Source organism: Roseofilum halophilum BLCC-M91 (assembly GCF_030068445.1).
In the GTDB taxonomy this organism is placed as follows: domain Bacteria; phylum Cyanobacteriota; class Cyanobacteriia; order Cyanobacteriales; family Desertifilaceae; genus Roseofilum; species Roseofilum halophilum.
Map to the genome: position 1 here is coordinate 1 of NZ_JAQPOK010000131.1, position 12,968 is coordinate 12,968.

The 12,968-nt window shown below is 48.1% G+C and carries 13 protein-coding genes, 1 tRNA gene and 1 pseudogene; 9 read left to right on the forward strand and 6 right to left on the reverse strand.

Annotation, left to right across the window (positions count from 1 at the left end; translation table 11 throughout):
• From PJF56_RS17130 to tsaB, 4 genes and pseudogenes are all read left to right on the forward strand, one after another.
• Positions 1-379 (forward strand): annotated as a pseudogene (locus PJF56_RS17130) (hypothetical protein); the annotation flags it as partial.
• A gap of 99 nt (positions 380-478) precedes the next feature.
• Positions 479-853, forward strand: coding sequence for a hypothetical protein (locus PJF56_RS17135; RefSeq protein ID WP_283763914.1), 375 nt, complete (start codon positions 479-481; stop codon positions 851-853).
• 35 nt (positions 854-888) lie between these two features.
• Complete coding sequence (locus tag PJF56_RS17140) at positions 889-2,514, forward strand: alpha/beta hydrolase (RefSeq protein WP_283763915.1); 1,626 nt, start codon at positions 889-891, stop codon at positions 2,512-2,514.
• A gap of 42 nt (positions 2,515-2,556) precedes the next feature.
• Positions 2,557-3,156 carry a tRNA (adenosine(37)-N6)-threonylcarbamoyltransferase complex dimerization subunit type 1 TsaB gene (gene tsaB / locus PJF56_RS17145; protein WP_283763917.1) on the forward strand — a complete coding sequence of 200 codons (600 nt, stop codon included), beginning with the start codon at positions 2,557-2,559 and terminating at the stop codon, positions 3,154-3,156.
• 70 nt (positions 3,157-3,226) lie between these two features.
• On the opposite strand, the gene ftsH2 is transcribed toward tsaB, so the two are convergent.
• On the reverse strand, positions 3,227-5,113 hold the full coding sequence (gene ftsH2 / locus PJF56_RS17150) for an ATP-dependent zinc metalloprotease FtsH2 (RefSeq protein WP_283763918.1): 1,887 nt from the start codon (positions 5,111-5,113) through the stop codon (positions 3,227-3,229).
• 243 nt (positions 5,114-5,356) lie between these two features.
• Here ftsH2 and PJF56_RS17155 point away from each other — a divergent pair.
• A tRNA-Arg gene (locus PJF56_RS17155) sits at positions 5,357-5,430 on the forward strand.
• 110 nt (positions 5,431-5,540) lie between these two features.
• Here the strand turns inward: PJF56_RS17155 and PJF56_RS17160 are convergent.
• Complete coding sequence (locus tag PJF56_RS17160; protein ID WP_283763919.1) at positions 5,541-6,452, reverse strand: hypothetical protein; 912 nt, start codon at positions 6,450-6,452, stop codon at positions 5,541-5,543.
• 106 nt (positions 6,453-6,558) lie between these two features.
• Entirely contained in the window at positions 6,559-8,220 is a 1,662-nt protein-coding gene (locus tag PJF56_RS17165) for a D-Ala-D-Ala carboxypeptidase family metallohydrolase (protein WP_283763920.1), read from the reverse strand.
• A gap of 188 nt (positions 8,221-8,408) precedes the next feature.
• Here PJF56_RS17165 and PJF56_RS17170 point away from each other — a divergent pair, with 188 nt between their 5' ends.
• The 4 genes from PJF56_RS17170 (at position 8,409) to PJF56_RS17185 (ending at position 11,156) form a co-directional block, all read left to right on the forward strand.
• On the forward strand, positions 8,409-8,858 hold the full coding sequence (locus tag PJF56_RS17170; RefSeq protein ID WP_283763921.1) for a hypothetical protein: 450 nt from the start codon (positions 8,409-8,411) through the stop codon (positions 8,856-8,858).
• Positions 8,859-8,959: 101 nt separating this feature from the next.
• Positions 8,960-9,172, forward strand: a complete 213-nt coding sequence (locus tag PJF56_RS17175; protein ID WP_283763922.1) for a type II toxin-antitoxin system HicB family antitoxin — start codon at positions 8,960-8,962, stop codon at positions 9,170-9,172.
• Between the two features lie 334 nt (positions 9,173-9,506).
• Complete coding sequence (locus PJF56_RS17180) at positions 9,507-10,142, forward strand: class I SAM-dependent methyltransferase (RefSeq protein ID WP_283763923.1); 636 nt, start codon at positions 9,507-9,509, stop codon at positions 10,140-10,142.
• 183 nt (positions 10,143-10,325) lie between these two features.
• Positions 10,326-11,156, forward strand: a complete 831-nt coding sequence (locus tag PJF56_RS17185) for an SDR family NAD(P)-dependent oxidoreductase (RefSeq protein ID WP_283763924.1) — start codon at positions 10,326-10,328, stop codon at positions 11,154-11,156.
• A gap of 58 nt (positions 11,157-11,214) precedes the next feature.
• Here PJF56_RS17185 and PJF56_RS17190 read toward each other — a convergent pair whose 3' ends face one another.
• The 3 genes from PJF56_RS17190 to PJF56_RS17200 all read right to left on the reverse strand — a co-directional run bounded on the left by PJF56_RS17190 (position 11,215) and on the right by PJF56_RS17200 (position 12,791).
• Complete coding sequence (locus tag PJF56_RS17190; protein ID WP_283763925.1) at positions 11,215-12,030, reverse strand: SDR family NAD(P)-dependent oxidoreductase; 816 nt, start codon at positions 12,028-12,030, stop codon at positions 11,215-11,217.
• A 75-nt stretch (positions 12,031-12,105) separates the two neighbouring features.
• Entirely contained in the window at positions 12,106-12,546 is a 441-nt protein-coding gene (locus tag PJF56_RS17195; RefSeq protein WP_283763926.1) for a hypothetical protein, read from the reverse strand.
• Positions 12,547-12,569: 23 nt separating this feature from the next.
• Positions 12,570-12,791: a hypothetical protein gene (locus PJF56_RS17200; protein ID WP_283763927.1), complete on the reverse strand. Its 222-nt coding sequence runs from the start codon at positions 12,789-12,791 to the stop codon at positions 12,570-12,572.
• Positions 12,792-12,968 lie beyond the last annotated feature (177 nt).

Sequence of the window (12,968 nt, forward strand, 5' to 3'; positions counted from 1 at the left end):
TTACGAACTTTTAACCATTCTAGCCACCAGGCAAAATCAAGAAGCAGATCGAGATGATGAGGAGCTAATCGTGACTTTAACTCAACTGTATGAAGAAGCGATCGCCCAACTGCGCGAAGAAGGACGACAGGAAGGACGACAAGAAGGACGACAGGAAGGACGACAAGAGGGACGACAAGAAGGACGGCAAGAAGGAGAACAGCAAGCCACTCTCCGGTTAATTAATAATCTCCTACGGGTTCGCTTTGGAGAAGTAGATGAGGAGCTTGCAGGTATTATAGAGGCGATCGCCACCCTGCCTTCAGAAGAATTTACCCCTCTGCTGCTGCAACGCTCTCGTGAAGAGCTATTAGCGCAATTTACTCCCGAAAATGAATAACCCTAAGAGTTAGGGATTTGTGCCCTTCAGAGTCCCTATGTCTAGGACTTGCCTGGGAAAAGTATAATCAAAGGGACATTCTCAAAGGGAGTCTAGATCGTGAAAACTCGTCTCATTTCCAGCCTGTTAATGGGTTTAACGGCCTTTTTAGGATCGGTGGGGATTTCTGAAGCAGCTTGGGCGCAACACCGCCGAAATTTCCATGAACTGATTGATTTAAATCCCACATTGTACCGTCAGATTTGCAACCAAATTCAATCAGGTACTGAGAATTGCAATAATACTTATCGGTTAGGTGTGCCGATGTATTTGGTGACGGGCAATTTAGGAGAAATTTCTTATGTGACGATTCTCAATAAACAGCTTTATATTTGGGATTGGGTCAATGGAAACTGGATTCCGGAGAGGGAGATGCCGGTGGGAACCTATCAGTTTGTGCTATTACTGAGAGAAGCACAGGAAGAAACCCGTTAACGGGTGTGCCCAGAACTGTTTAGTTTGAGTGAAGCATGAGGATCATGAAGCGATCGCACAGGCAATGGGGTTTAAGAATTGTCGTAGCGTTTCTGACTAGCTGGTGGGCATGGGGACAACCCGCCCATGGAGCCGATCGCATTAATCTCCGTTTAGGATTATGGCAGACGCAAATCGCGATCGCCGATTTAGAGAACTTTAGCGAAACCGGAACCCTATCCCCAGCATTGCACCCCTATCGCACTGTCCTCACCCCTAGGGTGCAACAGCTTATAGATTATCGGTTTCCCATCGATACCGAACTGGGCGATCGCATCCTCAGAAATATACTCCACTCTCCCCTAAGTCTAGAAATTTACCAAAGCCTGGTTCCCATTTTGCCCGATAGTCGCCTCGACTATTTAGAACAAGCAGTAACTAGCACCTTAAAACAAAACCATTTCAGTGTTCTCTCAATTCTCAAAGCCTATCCCCGTCAAGAAATTACCATCAATCTGGCAGCTGCCCTTTCCTTTGCCCTCCAGTTTAACCATGGTTATTGGCAAAGTCGTCTTCTAGAACCCTTACTGAGTCGGGAACTGTTGGTCAATGAACCCTCAGACGCTCTCACCGGGGACATCGATCCCACCCAACCGGCGGATGACTCGGTAGACAAAACATCATTAATCCTGCGAGATTGGGATAGAAAGCGGGCGATCCCCGTAGATCTCTATACGGTTCCTGAATCGCCAGCCTCTGGGCCTCTGGTGGTCATTTCCCACGGATATGGCTCCGATCGCAACTACTTATCCGGTTTAGCCTACCATTTAGCCTCCAATGGATTAACCGTCGCCGCGATCGAGCATCCAGGAAGTAGCCTAAAATGGTTAACCCACGGGTCAAAATTTAGCCACTTAGCCACCCTAGTCCCCCCAGAAGAATTTATCGATCGCCCCTTAGATATCCGCTTTCTGCTCGATTATCTGGAAAACCTCAATCATCAACCGGGCCCCCTTTACAGCAAACTGAACACCAATAAAGTGACGATGGTGGGTCATTCCTTGGGGGGATATACCGCCTTCGTTTTAGCCGGTGCAGAGCTAGATTTAGCCAGTTTACGCCATTTTTGCCGCGATCGCCTCCCCTTGGGTCGTTCTCCAGCCGACTGGTTACAATGTGCAGCCGCCGATCTCACCACTGTACCCCCCTCTCTCAAAGACCACCGCATTGCACAAGTCATTGCCATTAGTCCCGTAATCGGCCATTTATTTGGTGAAACCGGAATTAGTGCCGTAAAAATTCCTACCTTAATCTTAGCCAATACCAATGATGCCGTCACCCCCGCCCTCGAACATCAAATCCGCCCCTTTAACCACTTAACCGGGCCCAAATACCTGCTCACAGCCATTGGCACACCCCATTTAAGTATTGGCAATCTCAGATATTCCAATCCAGTGACCTCCCCCTTTCAACCTCTACACCAATTACTCAATGCAGTTTCCCTCGCCTTTATTAAACAATTAACCCCAGAGAAAGAACGCTATCAAGTGTTTCTCAGTCCAGCTTACACCCAATCCTTTTCCACCCCTAAAATTCCCCTGCGCTTAAATCAATCCCTTCCAGAAAGCTTATGGGAGCGGGTAGAAGTCGGTCGTTGGCTGCATTGGCTAGGTTGGGGATAATAAAGGTATATTTACACATCATTAGAACAGAACACTTTGTCTATGTCCGGTTTAGCCCTCCATACCACCAGCCCCCAACTCGGTTTAGCTCTCCAAGATCCAACCGGAAATCCCCACGTGCAAACCTGGAACCTTGGCCATGAAACCTCAAGTCAACTGCACCATTTATTAGGAACCTTCATTCAACCCCTCAATTGGCAAGACTTAAGCTGGTTAGCCGTTGCCAAAGGCCCTGGAGGCTTTACCGGAACTCGCCTCGGTCTGGTCACTGCTCGCACCCTGGCCCAACAACTTAATCTACCCCTGTTTGCGATTTCTACCCTGGCGGCTGTAGCCTGGTCTAGTCGAGAGCAACATCGAGTCATAGCGGTAGAAATGCCTGCTCAACGGGGACAGCGCTTTGGAGCCATCTATCCGGTTAACTCCTATCCCCTTATCCCTCTCATTGCGGATCGAGTCTTTACCCCAGAAGGATGGCAAAAGACCTTAGAACAGCACTCCTATCCCTTAATTCAAACCCCACCCAATTTAGGCGAAACCGTTTTAAGCGTTTTAGAGTTGGCAGCATTAGCTTGGGAGCAGGGAGAACGACCCAGTTGGGTCGATGCACTTCCCTTTTATGGACAACATCCAGTACAGTAATCGACACCAACAAAAAAAGGGCTTTCCGGCTGGAAAGCCCCTACATCGGGTTATTTTCACAGAGAGGGGATTAGATTTGAGGAATATAACTTTCCTTGTCTGGAACCGTCGTATATTCCGCCACAATCTGCCGGAACTCTTCCCCATCAATAGTTTCTTTTTCAATGAGCAGATCGACAAGGCGATCGATAACATTACGATGATCGCGCATAATTTGCAGGGCTTCATCGTAGCAATGCTCCACAATGACGCGGACTTGGGCATCAATGCGGGCCGCAATTTCTTCTGAATATTCAGAACGGGACATCAGATCCCGACCCAAGAAAACTTCATTGGTTTGACCTTCTAGGGATAAGGGGCCCAGATCGGACATGCCAAACCGGGTGACCATTTGCCGGGCCATTCCCGTCACTTGCTGCAAGTCTCCCCCCGCACCGGTGGTCACTTCTGCATCGCCAAAGATAATAGCTTCGGCTGCGCGACCTCCCAGGGCCCCACAGATCCGAGCGGTGAGTTGGGCGCGAGAAATCAGGCTTTGTTCTTCGCTAGGGGTAAACCAGGTTAACCCTTGGGCCTGTCCCCTGGGAATGAGGGTGACTTTCTGTACGGGGTCATGGTCTTTGAGTAGGGTTCCGACGATCGCATGACCGACTTCATGATAGGCAATTAAGCGCTTGCTCTTCCCATCGGTAAGGGGAGTGCCTTCCATTCCCGCAACTACCCGGTCTACGGCATCATCAATTTCCCGCATGGTGATCGCCTCTTTGCGCCGTCTGGCGGTGAGAATAGCGGCTTCATTGAGCAAGTTCGCTAAGTCTGCACCAGTAAAGCCAGGGGTACGACGGGCGATCGCCTTTAAGGAAACTTCCGGAGCCAGTTTTTTATTCCGAGCATGAACATCGAGAATTTCTAAGCGTCCCTTCACATCTGGAGCATCCACAGTTACTTGACGGTCAAAGCGACCGGGACGTAACAGGGCTTGATCCAGCACATCCGGGCGGTTAGTCGCAGCAATAATGATAATGCCGGTGTTGCCTTCAAACCCATCCATTTCAGTTAACAATTGGTTTAGGGTTTGTTCGCGCTCATCATTTCCGCCGCCAATACCCGCTCCCCGTTGCCGACCGACGGCATCAATTTCATCAATAAAGATGATACAGGGGGCATTATCTTTAGCTTTCTTAAACAGGTCGCGCACCCGTGAAGCGCCCACTCCGACAAACATTTCCACGAACTCCGAACCAGAGATACTAAAGAACGGAACCCCTGCTTCTCCGGCGATCGCCTTAGCCAGCAAGGTTTTCCCCGTTCCCGGAGGGCCCACCAACAACGCCCCTTTCGGAATGCGTGCGCCGACGGCCGTAAACCGTTCCGGTTTTTTCAGAAACGTAACGACTTCTTGTAATTCTTCTTTAGCTTCTTCAATACCGGCCACATCATCAAACATGACACCGGTTTTAGCTTCCATTTGAAATTTAGCTTTTGACTTGGCAAAATTCATCGCCTGTCCCGGGCCCCCCGGTACATTACCCGAACGGCGGAAGAGGAAAAACAAGCCAGCAATCAACAGTAAAGGGAAGACTAAATTACCCAGTAAGCCCCAAACGGCTCCATCACTGCGGGGGGGATGGATATCTAAATCCACATCCGCTTGGCGAATTTGGGAAATCACTTCTGGGGAGTTGCCCGGAAGGTCTACTCGCAAGCGCTGCATGATGTTATCTAGTTCGGGATCGACGGCTTCTACAATGGCAGTTCTGCCTCCTTCGTAGAGGTCAACCTGAGTGACACGACCCGCTTCCAGGTACTCAATGAAGCGGCCATAGGTCATGCGGGTGGTTGCGGCATTGCGACCTCCATCGACCACATTGGGGGCAAAGGCTCCTTGCCAAACAAAGAATCCAATGACTAGGGCGGGCAAAGTCCACAGAAGTATGACTTTCCAAGATAATTTCATAATCCAGAAGCTCTCTTTATAAACACAAAACAGATAGGATGACTAAGGTGCTGATATTTTGGGCGATCGCCTAGTCTCTTTGGGGAACGAAACGTTTCCTTCTCCATGAATCTTAACTAAATTTAACGTAATTTTCATATATCTAGCAACTCATTTTGTGAGATACTACCCCTTTGGTGGCCTTTGGCATATAATTAGAAGGTGTGCTTGTTCACGCTAAGGAGTCAGTACCACCTCCCTCAAGGGCTCTTAGTTCAGTCGGATAGAACAACTGATTTCTAATCAGTAAGTCGGGGGTTCGAGTCCCTCAGGGCCCGTTACATTTCTTCTGCAACCCCATAAACTAAAAATGCGTCCTCACAGGACGCACGGAGGGCGTTGGGGGTTGCACAACCCTTTATACCCTGATATTAGAGATTGAGAGCGCCTACTTAGAGCGCCGAGCTTGCGATCGGGAACGACTTCCAGAACTTCGACTACTGCTACTTTTGCCACTGCTACGGCTTCCCGAAGATCTGCTCTTCGTTCGACTACTACTCGAACGCGAAGTTTTCCCCGCAGGAGGAGTTGGGGAAGGTGCGTGAGTCTTGGTCTTAAAGGTTACATTGCTACCTTCGTTCAGTTGCTCTAATACCAGTAATGGTGTAGGTTTCGCCTTTTGATCCCAATGTAAATTAACCAACCGCCCCTGAATCGCCGGTTGCCAATTGGGGTCGGGATGGGGACTCAGATAGGTTTCAATACAATCGATAATATCCTGAATCGTTTTTGAGGTCGCTTGAGTCGGCAGACGAGTCATATTAATTTGAATCCGGAATAAGACCCGCTTCTGAATCACTGAACCTTCTCCCGTTTCATAGGTCACATCAAAGACCTCACTCACTTTACGGGCAGATGCAGCATTATTCTCACCTATTTTCCCTTCCTTGGCTTGGGTGGGACGTAAGGCGATGGTAATTTGCTCTTTAACTTTAACTTTAATTTGATTGACAATGGCAAAATGGAACACCTCCTCATCCATCCGCATTCGCAGATAGTCAAGGTTAAATTCCCGTGAGTGAACCAAGTCCGGGTTAGCCTCCATTTTGGTAATGGTACTCAAGGCGAGTTTGAGCTTTTTCTGGAGTTCTTTATTCTTAAAATCCTCAAACTTAACTTTTTTATTCGCCTTATCGAGTTCAAGTTTGGCATAGATCCCACCTCCTACAAGGGCAATGAGTAGGACAGCCGATAGACCCATAAAGATCATCGGTAAAAGACCCAAAGAGGGAGAATCGGATTGAGCGTCGGGAGACGCTTGGGCTAGAGTAGGGGGAACAACAAGGATACGATGCTGCATAGGGTCACCGACTAGGAGCTTTGTTCTATTGTAGGCGTTCGTTCTTTTTCAGCGTGTTTTCTGAGAGGATCGATCCTAAAGAATCTGTACAATCTAATCGACTATCTTAGCGAATCCATCGCGCTCGATAGTTGCGAGCGTCAAGATGGGCGATATAGGGATATTGTTGATATCGCCCTAAACCCCCAGGCCACCAGGGATCGAGGAACCAATAAATTTGATTGCCGGTGAGTCCATCACAATAGAAGTCGATGGCATCTCCAATCAGATGCCGACTATTAGAGACTCCCCCAACTCGGTGGTTGATATTTGGGGGACGATACCAACTGGTGATATAAAAGGGGCGACCGATGCGATCGCGGGCCTGTTGTGCCAAAACCGCTATTCTGACAATAGCATTGACCGTCCATTGATTGGGAGGCCAGCGCGTCCCGCCATGGGTAGCCTCAGCCCAGGTAAAATAACCACCCGGAATAATTGAAGCATGGAGTTGAAGATTGTAGGGAGTCCAACGACTGGGACGGGGAGGCAAAACCACAGGCCCCGGTTGGCGAGGAGCTTCCGGACTGTTGCGGTGAGTATTATTCATCCGCTTCAGGTCTTCAAACAGGGTATAGATGGCTATTTCCCGCGAGTCGAGTCCTCGCCACAGTTGTACCATGCGAATTAGGGCGTTGCGCTGATGCTCTTCTTCCGTATAGGCAAAGGGAACCCGTCTCATAAAACCGAGTAGTTCCCGATCCAGTTGGGCGGCAGTATTGGCCAGTAAATTGGGGTCTGTGCTGTTGCTTCTGAGCATTTTCACCTCTAAGCCTAAGTCTGCCAGGGCTGCCGTGCGGGAGGAGAGTTTGCGCCAGATGCGGAAGGCTTCGGTGAGGGCTTGGCGTTGGTATCCGCGACCGGTGTAGTATTGGGGAACCCGTTGGGCAAAGGCAATTAGGGCAGGGTCAAGATAAAAGAGGGCGGGTTCTGGGGAGGTGTCCCGCTCTAGGGAGGAGATGGCTTCTTCCCTAGAGTCCAGGTTGCGCCAGAGCTGGGTGAGACGGATCAGGGCCTCCCGTTGATGGGGATAGCCAAGATAATTGCGAGAGAGACGGGAGAGGAATTCGAGCAGGGGCGGATCGATGTAGGTTTCTTCCCAGTTGGGCGCGGTGGAGGGGGGGATATCGGTGAGGGCGGCGATCGCCTCTTCACGGGTATCAAAATTGCGCCAGATCCGAAACACCTCTAGCAGTCCATCCCGTTGATGGGGCAAACCTTGATAATATTGGGGGATGCGCTCCACCAGCGATAACAGGGCAATATCCAGATAGGAAAGATTCGACGGCAGATTTTCCAGGCTATAGTCCGTTTGTAAATCTTGCACATAAACTGCATAGAGCCTCTGACCATCACAAGGCTCTAAACGGGCTGCTTTCAGCTCCTCCGGTGGCGGAGAATAGCCTTCTGCCACCCGCTCAATAAATTTTTTACTGTAATAGCCCAGGGTCGTATCCCACAGGTCATCGCCTTGCCATCCTTGACCGATCAAGGCATCCGTAATTACCCGTATCGTATTGGCCGCATAGATAACCTGACCTTCAAACTCATCAACGGATTCCAAAGCAATACGGTTGGCCGGGGAAATCCCCAGTCCCGTTTCTCCATTCTGAAGTTGGGGTTTTTGCTGCACCTCATATAATCCTGCCAAAATCGATTTATGAATCCCTACCCGTTCCGATTCCACGGTATACAGGGCGTTACGTTCATCTGGTGATAATCGGGTCATGGAACATCTGGCCTAATGAGCAAAGGATTAACCATGGGTATTATAGTATGGCGCTTTGGGGCATTTTGGGCGATCGGTTAAGATACAAGTGAGGTTTAGACCGTCTACACAGCACAGGATTCACTGGGAGATGTAGAGAACCCTAAGTCTTTTGTAGTTTGTAGAGCAATCGAAAATAGGAGAATTAAATGTTAGTTAGTGACTCCTTAAGAGATAAAGTAGATAAATTGTCAACTTTTGAAGAAATTCTCAGTCATGGTGTGAATACCATTGAATTACAAGAACACTATCTCTGGGAGCGACTTCGAGAATTAAAAGAATTATGTGATACAGAGGAAGATTACGATCTGTCTTTAGAATCACTGAAGACGATGCTTTTATTTGTGGGATCGATTCCCACTATTTCTAAACCTACCAGCTTAACGGTCAATGAAAATGGACTGTTGCATGTAGAATGGCAAAAAGATCGGCAGAATTCCTTAACCTTGAGATGCAAAGACAATTATTTCTTGGACTACGTGATTTTTAAGCCCAGTTTGTACATTGATAAACGGACAATTTTGAAAGGTTCAATGTACGTGCTTGATTTTGTTGATTACATTCGATCATTAGAGATTAAAATCCATCATAATTTGTAACGCCCTTCCCCATTGCGGTATTTATCATGATGATGACGATCTGTTAGTAGCTAAGTTGCTGGCAGAATGTGTCCAGCAGAATTATCTCATTAGGAGTCTGAATGAAAATCATCTATAACATCATTCTCTATTGGAGTGAAGTCGATCGAGCCTTCATTGCAGAAGTCCCTGAATTGCCTGGATGTGCAGCCGATGGAGCGACTTATCAGGAAGCGGTGCAAAATGCCGAAATTGTGATTCAAGAATGGATAGAAACAGCAAAAGAACTGGGGCGCTCCATTCCTGAACCCCAAGGTCGATTATCCCTATCTTAATTCATTATTATGGTATTAAATTACTTAGAATTTAGAGCAAAGAGGTCTTTCTGTTTATCTTTCAGAGTTATTTTTTTGTATACATTAGGAAAAAAAATCTGTAGGGGCGGGTTATACCGAAATCTAGAAAACCAACCCATTAATCTTCTAAACCCGCCCCCACCCCATCGAGATCGTTGTATTCTCAGTAGTAGGTGCGTTACGCTTTCGCTAACGCACCCTACAATTCGGCTGTTGAGCCAGACATGATATCCTGAATTGAAGGGAAAAAATAGTTTACCCATTACCGATTACCCATTACCCATTACCAGCGCCAAGCACTATAATTATAATTATGGCAACCTTTTTAAGAGAGTTAAGTTATCAGTATCAGTGGTTATATGACTCGATTTCGCGGGTGTCTGCTCTTGCGGTGGGTGGAGAATATCGGTTTCGTCGCCTGGCTCTGAAAGATTTGACGATAAATTCAGATACGGAAATTTTAGATCTCTGTTGTGGGAGCGGTCAAGCGACGCAGGTTTTAGTGACGTATTCGGATAAGGTGACGGGGTTAGATGCATCTCCCCTTTCCTTGAAAAGAGCGCAACAAAATGTTCCGCAAGCGGATTTTGTGGAAGGGTTTGCGGAAAATATGCCTTTAGAGGATGAGAGTTTCGATCTGGTGCATACGAGCGCTGCATTGCATGAAATGTCGCCAGAGCAGCTTAAGGAGATCTTGCGGGAAGTGTATCGGGTATTGAAACCGGGGGGAGTGTTGGCGATCGCCGATTTTCATCCTCCTACCAACCCCATCTTCATTCCTGGATTATATCTGTTCCTGTTCCTGTTTGAAACGGAAACTGCTTGGCAGCTATTAAAAACCGACTTAAGACAAACCTTACAGGACATGGGTTTTCAGGTGGAACCCCCTACCCTCTACGGAGGAGGAAGTCTACAAGTGCTGCAAGCTTATAAACCCGATCAAGAATAATTGAAGTCATCAAGATTTCTCTATTCCTTAGTCCGTAAGGGCTGTAGCAGATGGCGTGATTTCTGTCACATATCCATGCGATGCATTTCACACTAAATTTGTCAACCCCTTGCAACAATACTATAGATAGCGTCGTCATCCTGTGGCCGTTGTCAACCCTGTCCGATGAAGGAGGTTCTATCCATGATCCAAGGACAAGTTGTACTCATAACCGGAGCATCACGAGGCATTGGGCGAGCGATCGCTCTAGAACTCGCTGCCCAAGGCGTTAAACGTCTACTCCTGGTTGCCCGCGATCCTCAGCGCTTGCAAGAAATGGTGGAAACACTCCAAAAGCAATACCCTGAAGTTGAATCTGTGCCCCTAGCGGTTGATTTGACAAATACTCCAGCCTTAGATGGGGCGATCGCCAAAGCTTGGCGGGACTATGGCCCCATTGACCTACTAATCAACAATGCTGGAGTGGCTCACCAAGGGGACTTTCTAGCCACCAACCCCCGTAAAATCGAAGAAGAAATTAACGTCAATCTCCTGGGAACCTTCCGCATTACGCGGTTAATTGCCAAACGCATGGTTTCCCGTTCCCAGGGGACAATTGTCAACGTATCGAGTCTCATGGGTAAAGTTGCCGCTCCCACCTACGCCACATACTCCGCTACCAAATTCGCTCTTGTCGGCTTTACCCAAGCCCTCCGCCAAGAACTTGCCTCTAAAGGCGTGCGCGTTGTCGCTCTGCTGCCCTCGCTCACCGACACCGACATGGTGCGGAATACGGAAAAATTCCGTTGGGTAGCCACCGATAGCGCCGAAATGGTGGCCAAATCCTTAGTCGCGGGTTTACGCGATCGAGACGATGAAATTGTGGTCGGATGGCAAGGAAAAGTGGCTTCCCTCATGGGGCGCTTTTTCCCGCAAGTCGTACAGAAGGTGGTTGCCCTAGCAGCCCCGGATCGTAAACTGGATCGTCAAGTGTTACCGTTGCGATCGCCTTCTGAAACCGATCGAGCTGCTTAATCGTTGGGCGATCGATCTACAACGCTGGTATATCTAGGGGCGGGTTTGAAACCCGCCCCTACTGCTTTTTGGAAATTTTCTGCGTTAATTGCTGACTGAGCCAGTCTAAGAGCGGTGGCGAATAACGCTTAATTAAATGAATGGCTTTAGCTGTGGGATCGGGGAAAACTTGGGCTTGATTCTTGAGGATACCTTGCAGCACATTGGCAATCACCATCGCCGGTTGGGTGGCTTGACTTTCAGGAAAACCGGGAATGGTTTCTGCTAGAGTGCCATAGCGAGGCGATCGCAGAATCGGAGTACGGCTAAAATAGGGATAAACAGCCGTAACTTTGATATTGTAGGCTTTTAGCTCATCTCCCAGACCTTCACTAAAACCCCGCAAGCCAAATTTACTGGTGGCATAATGGGTTAAACCCCCAGGAGCTGACCAACCTGCAACCGAGGAAATATTGACAATATGTCCCTTTTGCCGTTCAATCATTTCGGGTAAAAATCGGGTCGTTAAGCGGATGGGCGCGAGCAAATTTAGCTCCATCAGTTGCTCCCATTTTTCTGTCGGCACTTCATCGATGCGACCAAATAGGGCAATACCGGCGTTATTAATCAGAATATCAACCGGTTGATTCAGGGCTTTGACCTGTTGATAAAGATGCTCGCACCCCGCGCTAGAGGTGAGGTCTGCTTCTAGGGTAGCGACGATCCGATCGGTTAAGGGAGTGTCTAGGGTGTCTAGGATTTTGGCGATCGCCTTTGCGTCAATATCCGTTAAAATTAACCGACTTTCTGCTTTCACCAGTTGTTGGATAAACTCCTGGCCAAATCCTCCAGATGCACCGGTAAGTAATACAGTCGCGTTTTTCAGTTCAGTCATGTTATAGCGCTTCGCGCGGTAATAGGTAATAGGTAATGGGTAATTGGAAAACCATTTTTCACGCTGTTCATTGATTCAGGCTCTAGAAACCAGTAAACCACCGACAATCACTAAAATTGCGCCTACAGTGAGTTTAAGGGGATCGACGGTTTTCCATTCCAGAAAGATGATTAAAGCCAACAACACAGTAATTAAGGTATTCATATTGTAGAGGGGAACCAGTTTAGACAAGGGGGCTTGATATTTAAGTAAACCCAGAGCCACAAAACCGGTTCCTAAGCCCCAGAGTAAGCCAAGCATAGAGGAGGAAATCATCGCCCCGGTTGAGGGGAAGGGAGCGGGTAGGACTTGCTGCATGATTGCTCCGACCAAGCTCACCATTACGCCAATGCAGACCAAATGAGCGCCGACGGGCATTCCGGCAGTGGTGCTAACTTTAGCGAAGATACCGGCAAAACCATACAATAGGGCCGGAAGGAGTCCGCCGACGAGTAATCCGAGTTGTTGGGGTGACATAGTTTAGGCTAGGGTAATTGTGATTATTCTTCTAGTTGATTACGATAGAGCGATCGCACCAAATTATCTAATTTTTCTTCTGAACAACATTCAATCACGGCTGCGAACCCATCAACTAACTTAGCAGCCGTTTCGCCCAAGGTGGGACTCATATCCCACACATCCCTAGCCCAATCTTCGGGGATCTGATCGTCAAAAATTAAGCGCTCTAAGAGGTCTCGGTTTTCAGATTTAGGCAAAGTCATAGATAATAAGCTCGATAGGGTGATGTCGAAAAACGATCATCAGAAAAATTGGGTCTGAAACCCCGCCCTTCCAGGGCGGCTTTACTAACCATAGGCTACCACAATTACATCTTAGGTGCTACAATGTGAGAACTCCTTTGAATCCCACATGGAAAGAGCATTTAACTACCGATTTTA